Source organism: Isoptericola sp. BMS4, assembly GCF_011634835.1.
In the GTDB taxonomy this organism is placed as follows: domain Bacteria; phylum Actinomycetota; class Actinomycetes; order Actinomycetales; family Cellulomonadaceae; genus Isoptericola.
The window spans coordinates 4201400-4222633 of sequence record NZ_SIRP01000001.1 but is presented as its reverse complement, the minus strand read 5'-3'; the positions used below and the strand labels follow the sequence as shown (position 1 = coordinate 4222633).

Here is a 21234-nt window from a genome sequence, read left to right as displayed (position 1 = left end):
CCGCCGCCGACGCCGCAGGCTCCCCGGCCGACCCGCCGGCGATGCCCCGGGTCTCCGACCGCGTCCGTGCGCTGCACGGGCGGATGACGCTGGAGGAGAAGCTGGCCCAGCTCGTCGGCTTCTGGCTCGACAAGGGCGGCGAGGTCGTCGCCCCGATGGCGGGCGAGATGACGGCCGGCTCCGGCGGCGCCGACCGCCTGGCGCACGTGACGCGCCACGGCATCGGCCACTACACCCGCGTGTACGGCACGCGCCCGGTCGACCCGGTCGAGCGGGCCGGCTGGCTGTGGGCCGAGCAGCGCCGGCTGCGGGCCGAGACGCGCCTCGGCATCCCGGCGCTGGTGCACGAGGAGGTCCTCACCGGCGTCGCCGCGTGGAAGGCCGCGACGTTCCCGACGCCGCTCGCGTGGGGGGCCTCGTTCGACCCCGACCTGGTGGCCGAGATGGGCCGCCTCGTCGGCGGGTCGATGCGCGAGCTCGGCGTCCACCAGGGCCTCGCGCCCGTCCTCGACGTCGTCCGCGACCCGCGCTGGGGCCGCGTGGACGAGTGCATCGGCGAGGACCCGTACCTGGTCGGGACCGTCGGCACGGCGTACGTGCGGGGCATGCAGGACGCCGGCGTGCACGCCACCCTCAAGCACTTCGTCGGCTACTCCGGCTCCGTGGCCGGGCGGAACCACGCCCCCGTGCACGCGGGGCCGCGGGAGATCGCCGACGTTTTCCTGCCGCCGTTCGAGATGGCGGTGCGCGACGGCGGCGTGCGCTCCGTGATGAACGCGTACACGGAGGTCGACGGCGTGCCGATGGCGTCCGATCCCACGTACCTGACCGGCGTGCTGCGCGACGGGTGGGGCTTCGACGGCACCGTCGTCGCCGACTACTTCGCGGTCGCGTTCCTCGAGGTGATGCACGGCGTCGCCGCCGACCGCGCGGACGCTGCCCGGCAGGCGCTCGTCGCGGGCATCGACGTCGAGCTCCCCGGCGGCGACGCGTACCTGGAGCCGCTCGCCGAGGCCGTACGGGACGGCCGGGTCGACGAGGCGTACGTGGACCGCGCCGTCCTGCGGGCGCTCGCGCAGAAGGAGGAGCTCGGCCTGCTCGACGAGGACTTCGAGGACGGCCCTCCGGAGACGGTCGACCTCGACTCCCCGGCGCACCGCGACGTCGCCCGCCGGCTGGCCGAGGAGTCCGTGGTACTCCTGGCCAACGACGACGTCCTGCCCCTGACGCGGTGGACCGCCGCGCCGTCACGGGTGGCGGTCCTCGGGCCGAACGCCCACCGCGGGGACGCCCTCATGGGGTGCTACTCGTTCGCCAACCACGTGCTGGCCCACCACCCGGGGGTGCCGCAGGGCTTCGAGACCCCCACGGTCCTGGAGTCGCTCGGCGACGCGTTCGGGGCGGCCGGGCTGCCGCGGCCCGAGCTCGTGCACGCCGCCGGGTGCGACGTCGAGGGCGAGGACACCTCCGGGTTCGGCGAGGCCGTCGCCGCCGCCCGGTCCGCCGACGTGGCGGTCGTCGTGGTGGGCGACCAGGCCGGCCTGTTCGGCCGGGGGACCGTGGGCGAGGGCAACGACGCGGAGTCGCTGGAGCTGCCCGGGGTGCAGCGGCGACTGGTGGAGAGCGTGCTCGACGCCGGCACGCCGGTCGTGCTCGTCGTGCTCAGCGGGCGCCCGTACGCGATCGGGTGGGCGCTGGACCCGCAGGGCGACCGGAACGGACCCCGGCCGGCCGCCGTCCTGCAGGCGTTCTTCCCCGGCGAGGAGGGCGGCGCCGCGATCGCGCGGGCGATCACCGGGGCCGTGAACCCCTCGGGCCGGCTCCCCGTGTCCCTGCCGCGGTCCGCGGGCGCGCAGCCGTACTCGTCGCTGCACCCGGTCCTCGGCGGGCCGAGCGACGTCACCTCGACCGACTCCACCCCGCTGCGGCCGTTCGGCTTCGGCCTGTCGTACACGACGTTCGCGTACACCGACCTCGCGGTGGACGGCGAGGTCGCCGCCGGCGGCACGTTCACCGCCGCCGTGCGGGTGACGAACACGGGCACCGTCGCGGGCGCCGACGTCGTCCAGCTGTACGGGCGCGACGTCGTCGGGTCGGTCACCCGCCCGGTCGCGCAGCTGCTCGCCTACCGGCGGGTGACGCTGGAGCCCGGCGAGTCCGCCGTCGTGACCTTCGCGGTGCCCACGACGCGCCTCGCGTTCTCCGACCGCCGGATGGTGCGCGTCGTCGAGCCGGGGGACGTCGAGGTGTGGGTCGGGGCGCACGTGGCTGCCGTCGCGGAGGCGTCCGGCGAGGACGTGCGGCAGGCCACCGGCGGCGTCATCACCAACGTGCGCGGTTCCCAGAAGCGCGAGCTGCCCGGGGTGGCGACGGCCCGCGCGACGCTCGCCGTCACCGGCGACACCTACCCGGTGACCGTCCACGACCCGCGGATGGCGACGTCCACGGTCGCCTGACCGCCGTCGAGCGTCTCCGTCCGTCAGGGATCGCGGCCCGGATCCTGACTGACGGAGACGCTCGACGCGTCAGGCGGGCTCGGGCGACGGCGGCGCCCCCGTGGCGTCGTCGGTCTCGACGACGGGCGAGGCCTCGCCCTCCTCGCCGAGGGGCGGGATGCCCCGCTCGTCGGGGCCGTAGAACCGGCCCGTGTAGCGGGGGCGGAGGAAGTTCTCGGTGGTGAGGATGGCGTCCACCTCCTCGGCCGTCAGCAGGCCGCGCTCCACGACGACGTCGCGCACCGACCGGCCCGTGCGGGCGGCCTCCCTGCCGACCAGGTCGCCGTTGTGGTGCCCGATCACCTCGTTGAGGTAGGTGACGATGCCGATCGAGCCGAGCACGTGGGCACGCATGACGTGCTCGTTCGCGGTGATCCCCGTGACGCACCTGGTGCGCAGCGCCTCGCACGCGCTCGTCATGAGGCGGATCGACTCGAACATCGACTGCGCCAGCACCGGCTCCATGACGTTGAGCTGGAGCTGCCCGGCCTCCGCCGCGTGCGTGATCGTCACGTCGTTGCCCATGACCTTGAAGCAGACCTGGTTGACGACCTCGGGGATCACCGGGTTCACCTTGGCCGGCATGATCGACGACCCGGCCTGCAGCTCGGGCAGGTTGATCTCGTCCAGGCCCGCCCGGGGCCCCGAGGACAGCAGCCGCAGGTCGTTGCAGATCTTCGACAGCTTGGCCGCGAGCCGCTTCACCGCCGAGTGCACCGCCAGGTAGGCGCCGTTGTCGTACGTGGCCTCCACGAGGTTCTCCGCCGGGACCGTGGCGAGCCCGCTGACCTCCGCCAGGCGGCGGGCCGCGACCTTGGGGTAGCCGGGCGGGGTGTTGAGCCCCGTGCCGATCGCCGTCGCGCCCAGGTTGACCTCCAGCAGCAGGTCGGCGGCGACACTGAGCCGCTTGACCTCCTCGGACACGTTGACGGCGAAACCCGCGAACTCCTGGCCAAGGCTCATCGGCACCGCGTCCTGCAGCTGGGTGCGCCCCATCTTCGGCAGGTCGGCGAACTCCGTCGCCTTCTCGTCCAGGGCCCGGGCGAGGCGCCGCACCGCCACCACCAGGTCGTCGACGAGGGCGTACACCGCGAGGCGGAACCCCGTCGGGTAGGCGTCGTTCGTGGACTGCGACTTGTTGACGTGGTCGTTGGGGTGGATGACGTCGTAGCGGCCCTTGGGGAAGCCCGCGTGCTCCAGCGCGAGGTTGGCGATCACCTCGTTGGTGTTCATGTTGACGCTCGTGCCCGCCCCGCCCTGGAAGACGTCCACCGGGAACTGGTCGAGGCAGCGCCCCGCGACGAGCACCTCGTCGCATGCGGCGACGATCGCGTCGGCGACGTCCCGCTGGATCGCGCGCAGCTCCCGGTTCGCGAGCGCGGCGGCCTTCTTGACCATCACCATCCCGCGGATCATCTCGGGCACGTCGCTGATCGTCGTGCCCGAGATGGGAAAGTTCTCGATCGCGCGGGCCGTGTGGACCCCGTAGTAGGCGTCGGCCGGCACCTCCTTGGGCCCGAGCAGGTCCTCTTCCACGCGCACGTCCGTCATGGCGCCGACAGTAGCAACGCGGACGCCCCCGCACGGCCACGCCCGGGGCGCATAGGGTGGTGGGGTGCGGGCGGACGTGTGGCTGTGGGCGGTGCGGCTCTTCAAGAGTCGGTCGGCGTCCGCGTCGTTGCTGCGCACGGGCCGGGTGCGGGTCAACGGCGCGGTGGCGAAGCCGTCGACGTCGGTCACGGTCGGCGACCGCATCACCTGGCGCGACCCGCTGCGCGACCGCGACGTCATCGTGCTGGAGCTGCTGCCCAAGCGCGTCGGGGCGCCCCTGGCCGTCAAGGCGTACCGCGACGACAGCCCGCCGGTGCCCACCCGTGAGGAGCGGGCCGCCGTCGGCCTGCGCGAGCGCGGCGCCGGGCGGCCCACCAAGCGCGAACGGCGCGAGATCGACCGCCTGCGCGGCGGCCGTCGCCGCTGAGGCGGGCCGCCTGGACCCTGCGGGTCAGAACGTGTCGCGGCGGACGAGCCGGGCCGTGAGACGCGTCGGCGTGACCGGCTCGCCCCGCACGGTGGCGTCGAGGAGCCGGATCATCTCCTCGCCGGTGGACTCCGGCGTGATGGCCGACGTCGTGAACGCCGGGCGCAGCTGCGCGGCGAGCGGCACGTCCTCGCACACGACGACCGGCAGCTCCCGGCCGGCGTCGGCGAGCCCCGCCGACGCCCCCAGCGCCATCGGCAGCGTCGCGACGAGCAGCGAGTCGACGTGGGCGGGCAGGTCGCGGGTGGCGCGTGCTGCGCCGTCGAAGTCGTACCCGGTCTCGAGGACGTCGGCGGCGGGTGCGCCCGCGGCGAGCTGGCGGGCGAAGGGTCCGGTGCGGTCGCCGAGCAGCAGGGCCGGTCGGTCGAAGCCCTCCGCCGCCAGTGCTTCCGCGGCGAGGCGCGCGCCCGTGTCGTGGCCGGAGCGCAGCGACACCACTCCGGGCACGTCGAGCTGCTCGACACCGGTCACGACGGCCGTCCCGTGGCGCAGGCAGTCCTCGACGGCGGCGACGACCGGTCCGTTCGCGAGGCTGTCGGCGGTGGCGATGACGACGCCGTCCACCTGCTGGCGCGGGAGCTTGCGCAGGATCGACTCGAGCCGGTCGGTGCGGTGGCCGAGATCGTGCAGCACGACCCCGAGGCCGCGGTTCTCGGCCGCCGCGACGACGGCCTTGGCGAGGGCTCCGTGGAACGGCTGGGCGATGTCGCCGACGAGCAGCGCGACCAGGCCGGTGCGGCCGCCCCGGAGGCCTCGCGCGGCACCGCTGGGTGAGTACTGCAGCGCGTCCGCAGCGTCTCGCACTCGCTTGAGGGTGTCCGGGGAGACGTGGTGGGGGTCGTTCAGCACGCGCGAGACGGTCGTGCGTGAGACCCCGGCGGCCCGGGCGACGTCGAGGATCGTCGCGGCGCCCCCTCCCGATCTGGTCACGGGCCGATCATAGGGAATGCCGGCCGACGGGGACGCTACTCACCGGCGAGCACCGACTCGGCGTACTCCTCGACGTCGTCCGCCGACGCGTGGACGACCACGTCGACACGCTCCAGCGCGTCGTCCGGCAGTGCGAACGGCGGCGTGAACCGCTCGCTGAAGGTGCTCCGGGGCGCGTGCCCGACGTCGAGCCCCCAGAACGACAGGTGGCTCGACACCCGGGGGACGCGAGCCGTGGCGACCTCGTCCCCGCCGGCGAGCAGCGTGACGAGACCCGACCCGTCGTCGCCGGTGCGGAGCCGGAAGCCGGCCGACACCACGGGCGCCGGGCCGAGCGGCGCCGTGACGAGGACATGGTCCTGAAGATGGCCGTGCTCGAAGCACAGCTCCCCGTCCTTCAGGTACAGCACGTAGCCACCCTGGGCGTTCCCGCTCGAGAGCACGACCCCCTGCGGCAGCGGGTCGCGAGGCACGAACCACCCGACGACGTCGACGTCCCGGTTCGACCCGGTGACCGCGCTCGGGTAGGGGACGTGCGACTGCCCGGGACGCAGCGTGATGTGCGACCGGGCGAAGAGCCCTACCGGCCCGCGGGTCGCGATGAGCTCCCGCAGCGGCCGGTCGTCGAGGGGGAAGACGTCGTTGCGCCCGGCCTCGCTCCACCAGAGCTGCTGCAGCCGCCGGAGCGCGTCGGGGCGCTGCTCCGCGAGGTCGTGCGACTCAGAGAAGTCCTGCCTGGTGTCGTAGAGCCGCCACCGGTCGTCGTCGTACGACGTGCCGGGCACGTGCGTCGTGACGGCCTTCCACCCGTCGTGCCAGACGGCGCGGTGGCCGAGCGTCTCCCAGTACTGCGTCTCGCGGCCCGTGGCGGCGTCTCCGTCGGTGAGAGCGGGCGCGACGCTCTCGCCCGCCATCGCCGGCTCGGTGGGGATGCCGAGCAGATCGAGGATCGTCGGGGCGACGTCGACGGCGTGGACGAACTGGTCCCGGACACCCGCGACCCGCTGCGGGGCCCCGGGCCAGGACACGACGAGGGGGGAGCGCACGCCGCCGAGGTCGACGAACTGCTTGTACTGGCGGAAGGGCGTGTTCCCGGCCATCGCCCAGCCCTCGGGGTAGTGGGCACCGCCCGTGAGGGTGCCCAGGGATTCCAGGAGGGGGAGCTGCTCCGTGGCCGGCCTGTGGACCCCGCTGTACGGCGCGTTCGTGTCGACGTCGCCGCCGGGCCCGCCCTCGCGGCTCGCGCCGTTGTCGGAGAGCGCCAGCACGATGGTGTCGTCGGCGAGCCCGAGCTCGTCGAGCGCCGCCAGGACGCGACCGACCTGGGCGTCCGCGTGCTCGAGGAACCCGGCGAAGGCCGCCTGCAGGTGCGTGGCGACGGTCTGCTCGTCGTCGTCGAGGTCGTCCCACGCGCGGACGCCGTCGTTCCGCTCGGGCAGCGTCGTGCCGGGCGGCACCAGCCCTGCCTCGACCTGTCTCGCGAGCCGGTCGTCGCGGGTCCGGTCCCAGCCCTTGGAGAAGACGTCGACGTACTTGTCGATGTACTCGCGCGGCGCCTGGAACGGTGCGTGGGTGGCGCCGAGCGCGAGCTGCAGGAAGAACGGGCTGTCGGGCCGGTAGGTCGTGTGGTCCGCGAGGAACCGTACGGCCTGGTCTGCGAGGTCCTCGCTCAGGTGGTACCCCTCGCGGGGAGGCGTCGTGACCTGGTGGTTGTCCTCGAAGAGCTCGGGCTCGTACTGGTCGGTGCAGCCGTCGAGGAAGCCGTAGTACCGGTCGAACCCGCGCGCCAGGGGCCAGTTGGCGAACGGTCCGGCGGGGGTGATCTCGTGCAGCGGGGTCAGGTGCCACTTGCCGACGAGGTACGTGCCGTAGTCGTGCTCTCGCAGGATCTGCGGCAGGAGTCTGACGTCGGGCCGGATGGAGCCGCGGGAGTTCGGGAACCCGGTGTCCGTGTCGGCGAGGAACCGCATGCCGACCGCGTGGTGGTTGCGTCCGCTCAGGAGGGACGCACGGGTCGGCGAGCACAGTGGTGTCACGTGGAACCCGCTGAACCGTGCGCCCGCGGCGGCGAGGCTGTCGAGGTGCGGGGTGGCGATCTCCGACCCGTAGCATCCGAGGTCGCTCCACCCGGTGTCGTCCAGGATGACCATGAGGACGTTGGGCCGTTTGCGTGTCGGCCTGTCGGGCCACCACGGCGTGGACTCCGCGACGGTGGTGCGGACCTTCCCGTGAAACTCCGAGCTGGTCAAGGCGGTGCTCCTTTCCGTTCCTGCTGTGGGGTGGGCGTCGCGTCATGACGGACGCGGTGCGGCCTGCCGTCCGGTGGTCTCGGTCGGCTCGGCCCTCGGCGTCGTGCGCGTCGCGACGAGCGCGGCGACCGCGACGACGAGGACGTACAGGGCCACGGGCCACGTCGCGCCGCCTGAGGCGCCGGTGAGCGCCTGGGCGACGACGGGTCCGAACCCGCCGCCGACGACGGTGCCGATCTGGAACCCGAGCGACATCCCGGAATAGCGGACCTCGGCGGGGAAGAACGTGGCGAACAGCGACGCCTGCCCGGCGAACAGCCAGCCGACGAGCACGCCGCTGACGCCCGTGCTGAGGAAGAGCCCGCCGACCGTGCCGGTACCGATGAGCCAGAACATGGGAAAGGCCCACAGGACGAGTGCCACGAGGCCGATCGACATGACGCGCCGTTGCCCGATCCGGTCGCCGAGGGCCCCGGCGAACGGCGTCGCGACGAGGTTCGTGGCGGAGGAGAAGATGTTCGCCAGGAGGACGATCGTCGGGTCCATGCCGAGCACCGTGGAGGCGTACCCGAGGACGAACACGCCTTGGATGAGGCCGACGGTCGTATCGCTCATGTGGATGAGGACGGCGGCCACGATCTGGCGCGGGTAGTTCCGCACCGCCTGCCACACGGGTAGGCGCGTCTCGGCCCGCTCGTCCTTGACCTTGGTGAACGCCGGCGTCTCGGCGACCTTGAACCGCAGGAACAGGCCGACAAGGAGCAGCAGCGCGCTGGCGAGGAACGGCAGGCGCCAACCCCAGGCGAGCATCTGCTCGTCGCTGAGCAGGGCGGTGAGCAGGGCGACGCTGCCGGACGACAGGATGACGCCGACGGGGGCGCCAGCCTGCACGAGGCTGCCGTAGAGCCCCTTCTTGGACTCCGGGGCGTGCTCGACGGCGAGCAGCGCCGCGCCGCCCCACTCGCCGCCGATGCCGATGCCCTGCAGGATCCGCAGCGCCACCAGGAGCAGTGGCGCAGCCAGCCCGATCTGGGCGTACGTCGGGAGGAACCCGATGAGGACGGTGACGGTGCCGGTGAGGAGGAAGGTGAAGAGCAGGAGCGGCTTGCGTCCGACACGGTCGCCGAAGTGGCCGAGCAGGATGCCGCCGAGCGGGCGGGCGACGAAGCCGACGGCGAAGCTGAGGAGGGACAGCAGCGCGGAGACAGCGGGGTCGTCGGTGGGGAAGAAGAGCTCGCCGAGAACGAGCGCGGACAGTGTGCCGAACACGAAGAAGTCGTAGTACTCGAGGATCGAGCCGACCGTGCTGGCGGCCACGGCGGTGCGGGCCGTCCGAGCGCGTGCAGCTGTGTCCTCGGGGGTCATGGTGGGCGGGGTGCCGTTGCTGTTCATGATCTCCTCGTCGAAAGCTGAACCAGCGATCACGGAATCGATCCCGGAATCGATTCCGTGACGTTACGCCACGTCGCGCCCGTCTGTCCACACCGCGTCCGGCGACGGGCCCGTGGCCGGTGCTCAGCCGGCGCCGACCGTGCCGACGGCTCGGCCGCCGGACCGAGGGCGACGACCGACCGCACGGCCGGCTCCGGGCGGGGCTCGATCGGCAGTAGCGTGCGGGGGATGAGCGACACCGTGGAACGCATCGCCGCCCTGCTCCGTGACCATCCCGTCTGGGACGGGCACAACGACCTGCCCTGGGAGGCGCGCGACCAGGTCGCCTACCACTGGGAGCGGCTCGACGTCGAGGCCGGCACCACGGGCCGCACGCACACCGACGTGCCGCGGCTGCGTGCCGGGGGAGTGGGCGCCCAGTTCTGGTCCGTGTACGTGCCGTCGAACCTGCCCGGGAGCGCCGCCGTCACGGCCACGCTGGAGCAGGTCGACGCCGTGCGCCGCATGGTCGCGCGCTGGCCGGAGCACTTCGGGCTCGCCCTGACGGCGGACGACGTCGTGGCCGCGTGGGCGCAGGGGCGGATCGCGTCGCTCATGGGCGCGGAGGGCGGCCAGTCGATCGACTCCTCGCTCGGCACGCTGCGCATGCTGTACGAGCTCGGCGTGCGCTACATGACGCTCACCCACAACCACCACACCCCGTGGGCGGACTCCGCCACCGAGGAGCCGTCGGCGCACGGCGGGCTGTCGGCGTTCGGGCGCGAGGTGGTCCGCGAGATGAACCGGCTCGGCATGCTGGTGGACCTCTCGCACGTGTCGGCGGGCACCATGCGGGCGGCGCTCGACGTCGCCGAGGCGCCCGTGATCTTCTCGCACAGCTCCGCCCGCGCGGTGTGCGACGTGCCCCGCAACGTGCCCGACGACGTCCTCGCGCGCCTCGCCGACAACGGCGGCGTGTGCATGGTGACGTTCGTGCCGAGCTTCGTGACCCCGGCCATCGGCGAGTGGCGGGCCGAGGCCGGCGAGGCGGCGAAGGCGGCGGGCATCGCGCCGAACGACCACACCGAGTTCTCCCGGTTCTCCGATGCGTGGGAGAAGAGTCACCCCAAGCCGCCCACGACGCTCGACGACGTCGTCGCGCACGTCGAGCACGTGCGGGAGGTCGCGGGACCGGAGCACGTGGGTCTCGGCGGTGACTACGACGGCGCGTCAGGGTTCGCGCCCGAGCTGGCGGACGTGTCCGGGTACCCGCGGCTGCTCGCGGCGCTCGCCGACCGCGGCTGGTCGGACGCCGACCTCGGCCGGCTCACGAGCGGCAACGCGCTACGGGTGCTGCGCGACGCCGAGGACGTCGCGGCCCGGCTCCGCACGGAGCGCGCCCCCGGCGTCGCCCGCATCGCGGACCTGGACACCTGACCGGTGCGTCGTGGGCGCGAGATCGGTGGAAAGACCGGCGGGAAAGACGCCGATCTCGCGCCCACAGCGATCAGGCGAGCGGGGGCTGAGCGCTGAGCGACCGCTGCGACCAGCTCACCCCGAGCGTGCGCAGCACGTCCTGGGGCTCGCGGTGCGTGGCGTCGGTGTACGCGCGCAGGGACATCACCGAGGCGGTGAGCATGGTGGTCAGGACCTGGCGGGCGAGGTGCTCGTCCTGGCTCGCCTCGTCCAGGAGGTCTTGCACGACACGCGACCGGATGCCCAGGTCGGGCTCGGAGCATGCCGTGAGCAGTGCGATGGTCATCGAGCCGGCGTCCGCGTCCATGGCTTCCCCCTCGGGTGGGTCATCTCATGGTTAACGTCTATCGCACGCGACGCCGCACGGCACGTGGAACAGCGGGCGAGATCGCGCGCTCAGCCGTGCAGGATGCGCTGGAACAGCGCGTGGTCCTGCCAGCGCCCCGCGATGCGCAGGTACTGCGGCGCCGTCCCGATCCGCGTGAACCCGGTGCGGGCGAGCACCGCCTGCGACGCGGCGTTGTGCAGCAGCGTCGCGGCCTGCACCCGGTGCAGCCCGAGGTCATTGGCGTGCCCGCACGCCGCCTCCACGGCGGCCGTCATCACGCCGCGGCCCGCGAGCCGGGCGTCGAGCCAGTACCCGAGGTGGGCGTTGTCGAACGCACCCCGGACGATGTCGGTGAGGTTGAGCCGGCCCACGATCTCGCCGTCCCGGTCCAGGACGAGCGGGACCTTGCGCCCCGCGCCGAGCTCCAACAGCTCCATCGGGACGAGGCGCGTGTGGTGCTCGGAGGTGAAGAACTCCTCGGTGCGCTCGGGGTCCCACGGCGCCAGGTGTGCGCGGTTGCGTGCGTACGCCGTGGCGAGCGCCGGCCCGTCGTCGTTCCGGAGCAGACGCAGCACGACGCCGTGGGTCAGCGGGACGGGCGCGAGGGCGGGGGTGTCGGGCACGCGACGAGACTACCCACGCAGGAGGGGGGCGCCACGGACTGACAGCGCATCGCGGACGGGCAGGTGCGCGGTCGCAGGCCGGAGCGGGCCGTCCGGACGTCCGCTACTCGAAGACCCGCTCGCTGCCGCCCTTCGACCCGTCGTCCAGGAACCACGTGAGCGTGGCGTCGTCCCACGGGTCGTCCGAGGCCGCGTCGTGGGTGGCCACCCAGTAGCCGTCACCCATGATGGCGTCGACGCGTGCGCCGTCGGCGGTGCGCGCCTCGACGCGCGAGACGTCGTCGCCCGCGCGGCCCACGAGCATCGATGCCGGGCCGGAGCCGCCGCCGGCCACAGCCCGCACGTCGTCGGGCGCGAGTGGGCCCCGCGGCAGGTCTCCGCCGACCGTCGAGAACGGCTCGTACGGGGGGCGGGCGTTCTGGACGCACGCCGCGAACCAGGCGCTGTACTCGTCGACGACCAGCATGACGCCCCGATCGCCCCGGCGCTCCTCCACGACCAGGTCGTGGTCCCTGCCGCGCCAGTTCGGCTCGCAGGCCGTACGACGAGCCTGGACGAGCACGTTGCTGGGGTGGTCGTCGGTCTGCCAGCCGGCATCCATCGGGAGCGAGTGCTCCTGCCCGTCCACCTGCCACAGGAGGGTGACCTCGACGTCGTCCGGCAGCGTGTCGTCTGCGAGCTCCGCGTCGGGCAGCACCTCACCCGCGTCGAGCGCCGCGGACCAGCGGCCGTCGCCGGCCCGGTCGACCTCGACGACGGTCCCCGCGGTGTGCCGCAGCGACCCGTCCGTGTCGTACTCGTGCCGCTCGATCTGGAGCCGGACGTCCCGGACGTCGCCCCCGGAGAGCCCCCAGACGACGTACCAGCCGGGCTCGGTGGCGTCGGGGACGATCTCGCCCGACACCCCGCTCGGACGGACCTCGTCGGGCTCCGGCGCCTCGTCGGGGACCGCGGGCCAGGTGGTCGTCCGGGTGAAGTCGTGGCCGTCGAGCCGACCGCCCTCGCACAGGCCGGTCAGCCCGCCTCCCTGGACGAGTGCCAGGTGGGCATCGGCGCGGGACTCGGACGCCAGGGTCCGCCAGGTGAGGTCGGTGGCGGGGCCACCCGGCATCCCGGCCTCCATCAGCGCCGCGCAGGCGCGTTCCGGAGTAGCGGGGGTGAGGTTCGGCCCGACCGGTGAGAGCACGAGCGCCGTGCCGACGACCCCGAGGACGCCGACGGACGCGGCGGCCAGGGTGACGCGGCGCCGTCGCCGGTCGCGCGCCCGGCTCGCGGCGTCGAGCGGGGTGACGACCTCGACGTGCCCGTCGTCGTGAGGGTCGAGGTCGATGACGTGCGCGCCGCCCTCGACGCTGCTGCGGCGGTCGTGCCCGGCGCCCGCGTCGTCGGGGTGGAGGGCGGTCGCGGCGTCGAGCGCGGCGCGGGCGGCGGCGAGCCGATCGGGGTCGGGCGACACCGACGGTGCGAGGCGGGCGAGGCGCTCGTCGAGGGTGGGGTCGTCGGGGGCGTTCATGCCGACCTCCTCTCCTGCGTGCGGGAGCGGGTGACGGCGACGCCGGCGCCACCGGCGTCGTCGGTGGCGTCCGCGAGCCGCCGCCGGGCGCGGTGCAGCCGCACGTGGAAGGCCGCCGTCGTGCACCCGGCGACGTCCGCGGCCGCGGCGGGAGCGAGGCCGTCCCACGCGACGAGGAGGACGGCCTCCCGCTCCCGCGCGGTGAGGCGGGCGAGGCCGCGCAGCAGGGTGTCGCGCTCGGTGGCGAGCGCCTCGGGCGCCCCGTCGGGCAGCGGGGCGGAGGCCTCCAGGCGGGTGAGCTCGTCGGTGAGCGAGCGTCGCCTTCCCGCCGCGCGGTGCATGTTGCGCACCAGGTGGCGTGCGGTGACCAGGAGCCACGGCAGCGCGGGCTCGGGGACGGCGTCGAGACGGCGCCACGCCGCGAGGAACGTCTCGGAGAGCACGTCCTGCGCGGAATCGGGGTCGGTGTGCCGCAGCGCGTACGCCTGCACGCGGACGGCGTGGGCGTCCCACAGCGCGGTCAGCCGGGAGCGCCGGTCGTCGTCGTCCTCGGGAGTGCTCACACCACGTAGTGTCCCGGGCCCGGCGGAACTTACGGCGCGCGCGCCGTCCGTCCCGGTCAGCCGGCGTCCTCCTCGCCGCGCAGCCGCGGCTCGGTGCGCAGCGCGGGCCGCAGGCCGGACTTGTCGGCGTAGAACGCGCGGATCTCGTCCATGTCCGTGGCCACGTCGCCGGTGAGGCGCAGCGTGGGGCCGAGCCCCGTGGTCATGGTGGTGCGGTCCACGTACCCGAGGGTCACGGGCAGCCCGGCGGCGCGGGCGATCCGGTAGAAGCCCGAGCGCCACCCGTCGCCGGATCGGGTGCCCTCGGGGGTGACGACGAGCTGGAACACCTCGCCGGCGCGCACGCGGGCGAGGACGTCGTCGACGACGCTGCTCGGGTCCCGGCGGTCCACGGGGATGCCGCCGAGCGCACGCATGAGCGGGCCGCGCCACCCGGCGAACAGGGTGTGCTTGCCGAGCCAGCGCACGTCGAGGTCGAGGTGCCACGCGATGGCGAGCATGAGCACGAAGTCCCAGTTGGACGTATGCGGGGCGCCGACGAGGACGCCGGGCTCCCGGGGGACGTTCTCGGTGCGCAGCGTCCACCGGCTGAGCCGCCAGTACAGGCGGGCGGCCGCGCGCCGGAGTCTCCTGAGCATCGTGCGACCTTACCCGTGTGGGCCCGTGCCGATGCGGACCGGCCGCCCGGACAGGCCGTGCTCGCGCAGCGCGTCGAGGGCCTGCCGCACGCAGTCGGCGAGCGGCGGGCGTGGTTCCGCCGCGGCGACCCAGGCCTCGAAACCGATGCGGAAGGCGCCGATCCCCGCCTCGGCCACCATGCTCGCGGCGGGCTCGGCGAGGCCGCGACCCCGGAGCGCCGCCGCGAGGGAGTCGCGCATCGAGGCGAGCTTGAGCAGCTCGCGTTCCTGGAGGCGGGGCGCGGCGGCGACGACGGCGGCGCGTCGCAGGCTGAATGCGCGTCGTTCCTCGAAGAAGGCGTCCAGGGCGGCGAACGCGTCGCCGACGGCGTCCAGGGGGGCGGTGCCGGGCGGGGCGCTCGCGACGGCCTCGGCGAGGGTGCCCTCCAGGTCTGCGGAGCCGTCGAAGAGCACCTCGCGCTTGTCGGCGAAGTGGCGGAAGAAGGTGCGCTCGGTGACGCCGGCGCGCTCGGCGATCTCCGCGGTCGTGGTGCCCTCGAAGCCGCGCTCCTCGTACAGCTCGAGCGCCGCCTCCAGGAGGCGCCCGCGCGCGCCCGGCTCCCATCTGCCCATGGCCGTCGAGTCTATCGGCCGGCCACCCAGCGATGACAGTTGCTGACATCGGGTGTACCGTCGATGACGACAGCGACTGACATCACCGGCCGTCCACCGGCCGGGAAGGAGAGACACACCATGCGCGTCTTCGTCACCGGGGCCTCCGGCTGGATCGGCTCCGCCACCGTGCCCGGACTGCTCGCCGCCGGTCACGAGGTCACAGGCCTCGCACGGTCCGACGCCTCCGCCCGCGCCGTGGAGGCGCTCGGGGCCCGGGCGCACGCCGGTAGCCTCGACGACCTGGAGAGCCTCCGTGCCGGCGCCGAGAAGGCCGACGCCGTCGTCCATCTCGCGTTCAAGCACGACTTCACCGACTACGCCGGCGCCGGGCGCACGGAGCGGGCCGTCGTCGAGACGTTCCTCGACGAGCTGGCCGGCAGCGGACGCAAGCTCCTGCTCGCGTCGGGCCTGGCAGGGCGGCCCGGCGCCGTCCTCACGGAGGACGACCCCACCGCGTTCACCGGGCCCGACGCACCCCGCGGCGGTACCGACGGCCTCGTCCTCGCCGCTGCCGGCCGCGGCGTCGCGGGCGTGGCCCTGCGCTTCTCCGCCACGGTGCACGGCGCCGGTGACCACGGCTTCACCGCGGTCCTCGCCCGCACGGCCCGCGAGCGAGGCGTGTCCGGCTACGTCGGCGACGGGCAGCACCACTGGCCCGCGGTGCACGTGTCCGACGCCGGCCGCGCCGTCGCCCTGGCCGTCGACCGGGCCGAGGGTGGGACGGCCGTGCACGCCGTCGCCGAGGAGGGCATCGCGACCCGCGAGATCGCCGAGGCGATCGGGCGCGCCGTCGGCGTCCCCACCGTCTCCGTGGACCCGGACGACGCCGCCGAGCACTTCGGCTGGCTGGGGACGTTCTGGGGCATGGACATCCGCGCGTCGTCCGCCCTGACGCGCGAACGCCTCGGCTGGGAGCCGACCGGCCCCACCCTCCTCGAGGACATCGCCGCCGGCGCCTACCCCGGCTGAGGCTCAGCCCGCCTCCGCACCGGGCCGCGCCACGGCGCCGGTCGCCGGATCTCGTGTCGCCGCAGGTCGACGCGCTGCGCCGATGAGTCGGCACGCCGACCGGACCCCTTCCGATCGGCGGCGCTCACGAGGAGGATGCGACGCGTGCCCGGGTCTCTCGTCGTCCTCACCCTCACCACCTTCGTCACCTGGATCGGCACCCGACTCACGGCCGTCGCCCTGCCGCTGGTCGCGCTCGCGGAGACCGGCGACGCCTGGACCACCGGTCTCGTCGGCGGCGCCGCCGGGCTGCCGCTGCTCACGGTCGGCCGGTGGGGGCGGCGCCTGCGCGAACGGATCGTCAGCGGCCGCGCCCTCGCGGTCGTGCTGCTCGTCCAGGCGGCCGGGCTCGTCGTCGTGCCCGTGGCCGCCGGCACGGTCGGGGTGGGGGCCGCCGTCCTGTGCGCCTCCGGTCTCGTCACCGGCGCGGCCGGGGCGCTGGGCGGCCCGGCCCAGCGGGCCCTGACCTCCGACCTCGCCGACGCCGCCGTCGAGGACGGCGCCACGACGTCGGCCGCGCGGTGGCTGTCCTGGCAGGACCTCGCCCGCCGGGTGTCGATGATCTTCGCGCCGCCCTTCGGCGCGTGGCTCGTCGCCACGTGGGGCGCGGGCCCGCTGCTGTGGTGCGAGGCCGTGGCGCTGCTCGCCGGCGCGGCCGCGGTGCTCACCGTGCCGTCGGTGGGCGAGGTCGGGCGTACGGCGAGCGGCCCGCCGGCGGCGCACGAACCACCGCCGACCGTGCGGCAGCTGTTCGCCGCCCGCCCCGACGTCGCCGTCGGCGTCGTCCTGACCGGGGTCGGCGGGCTGGCGTGGTTCGCGTTCAGCCTCGGCCTGGCACTCCTCGGCGCGGAGCTCGACCGCCCGGGCGCGCTCGTCGCGGCCGGGATGAGCGGGTACGGGGCGGCGTCCCTCGCCGTGTCGTTCGTCGTGCCGGCCGTCGTGGACCGGCTGCCCCGCGTCGCGACCGTCGCCACGTCCTGCGTCGTGGTCGGCCTGTCGTTCGTGGCCCTGCCCCTCGTGGCGCCCGACCTGCTCCTGATCGGCGCGGCGGCCGCCCTCGGCGGGGCCGCCATGCCGCTGGGCATCACCGCCCTCAACGCGCTCATCAGCGAGCGGACCGCGGGCGCGGAGCGCCGCCTGGCGTTCACCGTCGAGATGGTCCTGCACAGCGTCGGTGCCTCGCTCGGCCTGCTCCTCGGCGGCGGCCTCATCGGGCGCTTCGGCGCCGGCCCCGTCCTCGCCGCGGCCGGCGCCGCACAGGTGCTGGCCGCCGTCGTCGGCGTCGCCTGGGTGGCCGTCGGGCACGGGCACCGGCGGCCCTGGGGCGGCGCCCGCCACGTCCGGGACACCCGTGCCGGCCGGGGGGAGCGCGTCGTCGCCGGTCCGGCCGGCACCGAGTTTCACCCGCTCCGGCCGTAGCGAACGGGGGGCCGCCGGCAACGACAGGGTATGAGCACTCGTCGGCGCCGGCCCGGGGAGACCCCGGCCGGTCTGGTCTTCGCCCTCGTGGCGGCCGGCGGGCTCGCGCTGTGGGCGACGGCGATCGGCGTCCTGATCCTCGTGCGGGATGGCGACCGGCCCGTCCTCGGGCTCACGTGCGTGGTCGGGGGTGCGGTCGTGCTCCTCGCGGTGACGCTGATGGTCGTGTCGCTGCTGCGCGGCCCGGCGACCGTCGTCATCCACACCGGGCCCGGCACCCGCTGGTCGTTGCGGGCGTCACCGGTGCCGCTGCGCCTCGCGAGCTCCACCCGGCTCCCGGCCGGGTCCCGCGGGGAGATCCTCGCCGCCCAGGTGGTGCGGGCCGTGGCGCAGGAGGGCGCCCGGCCCGTCGACACCGCACGGGCCGTCCTGCTCCTGCGTCGCATCCTCGAGCTCGGCGGGTCCACCGACGAGGCCGAGTGGGCGCGCGTGCGCGTCGCGGTGGTGGACCTCATGCTGCGCGCGTCGGACCACCCGCAGCCACCGGCGCCGCTCGTGCCGTGGGAGGAACGCTGCCCGTCCCCGCGCTGACGGCGCTGGACCTCGTCGTTCCTCGGTGGTCAGACCAGCGACACGCGCCGCTTCCAGGAGCGCACGGTCCACACGACGCACGCCACGGACACGAGCAGCAGGGTGGGGACGAAGCCGATCGGCATGACGGCGGCGGAGTCGGCCGACAGGTCGGCGAACAGGTGGAACGGCACCAGCGCGAGCCGGCCGTCGGTGAGTCCGACGCCGAGTGGGACGACGACGAACGACACGAGCGTGAGCACCTGGACCGCCACGTACAGGCCGAGCCAGACCAGCACCGGGCCGCCGACGCCGAGCCGGTTCATCGGCGCCTGGCTGCCGACGGAGCCGGCGAAGTAGTACTGCGCGGGCGCCATGAGGACGTACGCCAGGGCCAGCACCGCGATCGCGGCCACGCCCCACGCGGAGGTCACGTCGGTCAGCGCGGTCCACGCCTCGCGGAGCACGGTCGCGGGCGACCCCATGACGGACCCGTCGCGCAGGGACAGGACGCCCGAGCCCGCCACGGCGATCCCGACACCGACCAGCGTCGCGGCGACCGAGACGAGCCACGCCCAGACGATCTTGCCCCAGTAGAGCGTCGGGCCGGGCAGGGGCAGCGTGTGGATGAGGTAGCCGGTGCGCCCGTAGCAGGAACGCCAGTAGTCGACGGCCAGGAGGAGCTGGCAGGCCGGGAGCAGGCCGACCGTCACCCCGAGGAGAAGGACGAGACCGAGCTCGGCCAGGACGGGCCACCCGGTCGCGGCGAGCGCGGTGCCGGCGATCGCGAGCAGCAGCGCGACCCCGACGGCGAGGCCGAGCATCGCCCGGGTGCGGATGATCTCGTGCTTGAGCACCGTTCTCATGACGCGTACACCTTTCGGAAGATCTGCTCGAGGCTGGCCCCGTGCTCGGCGCGCAGGTCGTCGACCTCGCCGGTGAGGAGCACGCGCCCGTGGCGCATCATCACCACGGAGTCGAGCGCGGTCTCGAGGTCGTGCACCAGGTGGGTGGCGACCAGGAGCAGCGAGTCGGGGTCGAGGGTGCGCAGGATGCCGTCGAGGATCCCCTCGCGGGCGGCCGGGTCGACGCCGGAGATCGGCTCGTCGAGCAGGAACACCCGTGCGCGGCGCGCCATGGCCAGCGAGATGTGCACCTTCTCGCGCATGCCCTTGGACATCTCCTTGAGCCGCAGCGACGTCTCCAGCCCGAAGGACGCGAGCAGCTCCGTGGCCTTGGCGCGGTCGAAGTCGGCGTAGAAGTCCTCGAACAGTTCCAGGCAGTAGCTCACGCGGGCCCGCTCGGGCAGGGCGCTGCGGTCCGGCAGGTAGGACACCACGGCCTTGGACGCCGGTCCGAGCGGGCGGCCCGCGACCCGCACGACGCCGGTGTGGTCGGCGTACAGACCGGCGAGGGTCTTGAGGAGGGTGGACTTGCCGCACCCGTTCTCGCCCAGCAGGCCGACGATCTGCCCGGACGGGAGGTCGAGGTCGAGGTGGTCGAGGGCGGTGCGGGACCCGTAGCGCACCGTCAGGTCGCGCACGCTGACCAGGGCCTGTCGGTCCGGCATCGTCGGTTCACGCTCCTGCAGGGGTGTCGGCGTGGTGGTCATGCCATCTCTCCTCGATGAGTCGCTGCGCGTGGTCCGGGCCCATGCCGAGGCCGCGTGCCCGGTCGATGAAGTCGTCGGCCGCCTCCTGGGCGAGCTCGGCCCGCAGGGTGTCGATCCGCGCCTCCTCGTCGGTGACGAAGCGGCCGGCGGTCCGTGCCGAACGGCACAGCTCCCGTCGTTCGAGCTCGGCCAGGGCGCGCTGCACGGTGTTGGGGTTGACGCCGAGCTCGGCGGCCAGGTCCCGGACCCCGGAGATCTTCGTGCCGGCGGGCCACTCGCCGGTGACGATCCGCCGGGAGAACTCCGCCACGAGCTGGCCCCAGATTGGGGAGCCGGTGTCGAACTCCATCCCACCCCTCCGTGTCGCTGTATTAAGCCGCTAATACAGTGACACGTCGTGAGCGTGAGGTCAAGGCAGGGTCCGGGCCGGTGCCGTGTCGCGCCCGCGGAGCGGTCGTGAGGCGTGCCCCACACGGTGGGACGCGCCTGCCGGCGGCGCTGTCGGGGACACTGGAAGGCAGCAACATCTGCCGAGACGAGGAGTCCTCAGTGCCCCAGGGAACTGTCCGATGGTTCGACGCCGACCGAGGGTTCGGCTTCATCGACCTCGGGAACGATGCCGACGACCTGTTCGTGCACGCGTCGGAGATCGTCGGCGACGACGGGCCGAAGCAGCTCCGCGAGGGGCAGGCCGTCGAGTTCGAGGTGGGCGAGGGTGACCGTGGCCCGCAGGCGCGCCGCGTCCGGGTCACGGGCGACCGGGCCGCCGACGAGCCCGTGGGCGTGCTCGGCACCGTCAACTGGTACGAGCCGGCCAAGGGGTACGGCTTCGTCACGCCCGACGACGGCCGCGCCGAGGTCTTCGTGCACAGCTCGGCCATCGTCACCGGCGGTGTGATCTCGGAGGGGCAGCGGGTCGCGTTCCTCGTCGTCGAGGGGGAGAAGGGCCCGCAGGCGGACCACCTGCTGCCGCTCGGGGACCAGGCCGCGCGGCCCGCGTCCGACGGGGCGGACGGCACGGTGTCGTGGTTCGACGACGTCAAGGGCTTCGGGTTCATCGCTCCCGACGGCGGCGGCGAGGACGTCTTCGTCCACGTCAAGGCTCTGGCTGGAGGGCTGACCGAGCTCGTCGAGGGTGCGCGCGTGACGTACGACGTCGTCGACGGCGACCGCGGGCCGAACGCTCGCCACGTGCGGCTCGTGCGCGGCTCCGGGAACGCCCGCGCGGGCGCGGACCGCGGGCGGCCGGGCCGTTCCCCGGGCTCCGGCGGGCCCGTGCGCGGGGGCGAGGGCACCGTCGCGCGCTACGACGAGGACCGCGGGTTCGGCTTCATCACGCCCGATGCCGGCGGTGCGGACCTGTTCGTGCACGTGTCGGTCGTGCGGGGCTCCGAGGTCCTGGAGGAGGGCGACCGGGTCCGGTTCAAGGTCCGCCAGAGCGACCGGGGGCCGCAGGCCGACGGCGTCGAGCTGATCTGAGCGGCGGGGTGGCGGCGGGCGCCGTCGGAGCCAGGGCGCGGTCTCCGCCGTCGCTCGCCCGCCAGTCGTCCGGGACCTCGACCGGGCTCGAGCGACCCTGTTCGCTGTGAGCGAACAGCTCGGGTGGCCAGCGGGAATACGGGCGCCCGAGGCAACGTTGAGTGGAGCAGACTCAACTTTCGCCTTGCCGGCTGGACATCCCGTACCCCGGCGGCCTAGGTTGAGTGCAGACGACTCAACCTGACGTCCCGACCCGGGACTTCCCTGA

Annotated in this window: 20 protein-coding genes; 7 read left to right on the top strand and 13 right to left on the bottom strand. The window is 74.2% G+C overall.

All coding sequences use genetic code 11. The features are described 5' to 3' along the window. Window positions 1-41 precede the first annotated feature (41 nt). Window positions 42-2456 (top strand): glycoside hydrolase family 3 N-terminal domain-containing protein, encoded by a 2415-nt coding sequence (locus tag EYB28_RS19025; protein ID WP_166852790.1) that lies wholly within the window; start codon window positions 42-44, stop codon window positions 2454-2456. Between the two features lie 69 nt (window positions 2457-2525). On the opposite strand, the gene aspA is transcribed toward EYB28_RS19025, so the two are convergent. Next, the gene (aspA, locus tag EYB28_RS19020) at window positions 2526-4046 is read right to left on the bottom strand and encodes an aspartate ammonia-lyase (protein ID WP_166851224.1); all 1521 of its coding nucleotides are present in this window, start codon (window positions 4044-4046) and stop codon (window positions 2526-2528) included. 64 nt (window positions 4047-4110) lie between these two features. On the opposite strand from aspA, the gene EYB28_RS19015 reads away from it, so the two are divergent. Continuing rightward, window positions 4111-4473, top strand: coding sequence for an RNA-binding S4 domain-containing protein (locus EYB28_RS19015; RefSeq protein ID WP_166851221.1), 363 nt, complete (start codon window positions 4111-4113; stop codon window positions 4471-4473). Between the two features lie 24 nt (window positions 4474-4497). Here the strand turns inward: EYB28_RS19015 and EYB28_RS19010 are convergent, their stop codons facing one another. The 3 genes from EYB28_RS19010 to EYB28_RS19000 are packed head-to-tail and all read right to left on the bottom strand — an operon-like array spanning window position 4498 to window position 9137. Continuing rightward, window positions 4498-5463 carry a LacI family DNA-binding transcriptional regulator gene (locus EYB28_RS19010; RefSeq protein ID WP_166851218.1) on the bottom strand — a complete coding sequence of 322 codons (966 nt, stop codon included), beginning with the start codon at window positions 5461-5463 and terminating at the stop codon, window positions 4498-4500. A 35-nt stretch (window positions 5464-5498) separates the two neighbouring features. After that, the gene (locus tag EYB28_RS19005) at window positions 5499-7712 is read right to left on the bottom strand and encodes an arylsulfatase (protein ID WP_166851215.1); all 2214 of its coding nucleotides are present in this window, start codon (window positions 7710-7712) and stop codon (window positions 5499-5501) included. Window positions 7713-7754: 42 nt separating this feature from the next. Further along, window positions 7755-9137 (bottom strand): MFS transporter, encoded by a 1383-nt coding sequence (locus EYB28_RS19000; protein WP_166851212.1) that lies wholly within the window; start codon window positions 9135-9137, stop codon window positions 7755-7757. A 195-nt stretch (window positions 9138-9332) separates the two neighbouring features. On the opposite strand from EYB28_RS19000, the gene EYB28_RS18995 reads away from it, so the two are divergent. After that, window positions 9333-10520: a dipeptidase gene (locus EYB28_RS18995; protein ID WP_166851209.1), complete on the top strand. Its 1188-nt coding sequence runs from the start codon at window positions 9333-9335 to the stop codon at window positions 10518-10520. Between the two features lie 70 nt (window positions 10521-10590). Here the strand turns inward: EYB28_RS18995 and EYB28_RS18990 are convergent, their stop codons facing one another. From EYB28_RS18990 to EYB28_RS18965, 6 genes are all read right to left on the bottom strand, one after another. Further along, complete coding sequence (locus EYB28_RS18990; protein ID WP_240930659.1) at window positions 10591-10845, bottom strand: hypothetical protein; 255 nt, start codon at window positions 10843-10845, stop codon at window positions 10591-10593. A gap of 110 nt (window positions 10846-10955) precedes the next feature. After that, the gene (locus EYB28_RS18985; protein WP_166851202.1) at window positions 10956-11510 is read right to left on the bottom strand and encodes a GNAT family N-acetyltransferase; all 555 of its coding nucleotides are present in this window, start codon (window positions 11508-11510) and stop codon (window positions 10956-10958) included. A gap of 103 nt (window positions 11511-11613) precedes the next feature. Then, window positions 11614-13023, bottom strand: a complete 1410-nt coding sequence (locus EYB28_RS18980) for a hypothetical protein (protein WP_166851199.1) — start codon at window positions 13021-13023, stop codon at window positions 11614-11616. After that, window positions 13020-13586, bottom strand: a complete 567-nt coding sequence (locus EYB28_RS18975; protein WP_166851196.1) for an RNA polymerase sigma factor — start codon at window positions 13584-13586, stop codon at window positions 13020-13022. The genes EYB28_RS18980 and EYB28_RS18975 overlap by 4 nt, the downstream gene beginning before the upstream one ends. A 56-nt stretch (window positions 13587-13642) precedes the next feature. Next, complete coding sequence (locus tag EYB28_RS18970; RefSeq protein ID WP_166851193.1) at window positions 13643-14224, bottom strand: 1-acyl-sn-glycerol-3-phosphate acyltransferase; 582 nt, start codon at window positions 14222-14224, stop codon at window positions 13643-13645. Window positions 14225-14233: 9 nt separating this feature from the next. Continuing rightward, on the bottom strand, window positions 14234-14836 hold the full coding sequence (locus EYB28_RS18965; protein ID WP_166851190.1) for a TetR/AcrR family transcriptional regulator: 603 nt from the start codon (window positions 14834-14836) through the stop codon (window positions 14234-14236). 120 nt (window positions 14837-14956) lie between these two features. On the opposite strand from EYB28_RS18965, the gene EYB28_RS18960 reads away from it, so the two are divergent. The 3 genes from EYB28_RS18960 (at window position 14957) to EYB28_RS18950 (ending at window position 17896) form a co-directional block, all read left to right on the top strand. Continuing rightward, the gene (locus EYB28_RS18960) at window positions 14957-15847 is read left to right on the top strand and encodes an SDR family oxidoreductase (RefSeq protein ID WP_166851187.1); all 891 of its coding nucleotides are present in this window, start codon (window positions 14957-14959) and stop codon (window positions 15845-15847) included. Between the two features lie 144 nt (window positions 15848-15991). Then, window positions 15992-17305, top strand: coding sequence for an MFS transporter (locus EYB28_RS18955; protein ID WP_205710964.1), 1314 nt, complete (start codon window positions 15992-15994; stop codon window positions 17303-17305). 30 nt (window positions 17306-17335) lie between these two features. Then, window positions 17336-17896 (top strand): hypothetical protein, encoded by a 561-nt coding sequence (locus tag EYB28_RS18950; protein ID WP_166851185.1) that lies wholly within the window; start codon window positions 17336-17338, stop codon window positions 17894-17896. A 29-nt stretch (window positions 17897-17925) separates the two neighbouring features. On the opposite strand, the gene EYB28_RS18945 is transcribed toward EYB28_RS18950, so the two are convergent. Genes EYB28_RS18945 through EYB28_RS18935 form a run of 3 tightly spaced genes read right to left on the bottom strand, consistent with a single transcriptional unit; the run spans window position 17926 to window position 19836 of the window. Beyond that, window positions 17926-18741 carry a hypothetical protein gene (locus EYB28_RS18945; protein WP_166851183.1) on the bottom strand — a complete coding sequence of 272 codons (816 nt, stop codon included), beginning with the start codon at window positions 18739-18741 and terminating at the stop codon, window positions 17926-17928. Next, window positions 18738-19487: an ABC transporter ATP-binding protein gene (locus EYB28_RS18940; RefSeq protein WP_240930658.1), complete on the bottom strand. Its 750-nt coding sequence runs from the start codon at window positions 19485-19487 to the stop codon at window positions 18738-18740. Before EYB28_RS18940 ends, EYB28_RS18945 begins: the two co-directional genes overlap by 4 nt. Beyond that, the gene (locus tag EYB28_RS18935) at window positions 19453-19836 is read right to left on the bottom strand and encodes a GntR family transcriptional regulator (protein ID WP_166851180.1); all 384 of its coding nucleotides are present in this window, start codon (window positions 19834-19836) and stop codon (window positions 19453-19455) included. The genes EYB28_RS18940 and EYB28_RS18935 overlap by 35 nt, the downstream gene beginning before the upstream one ends. 200 nt (window positions 19837-20036) lie before the next feature. On the opposite strand from EYB28_RS18935, the gene EYB28_RS20560 reads away from it, so the two are divergent. Continuing rightward, window positions 20037-20966 carry a cold-shock protein gene (locus EYB28_RS20560; RefSeq protein ID WP_166851178.1) on the top strand — a complete coding sequence of 310 codons (930 nt, stop codon included), beginning with the start codon at window positions 20037-20039 and terminating at the stop codon, window positions 20964-20966. Window positions 20967-21234 lie beyond the last annotated feature (268 nt).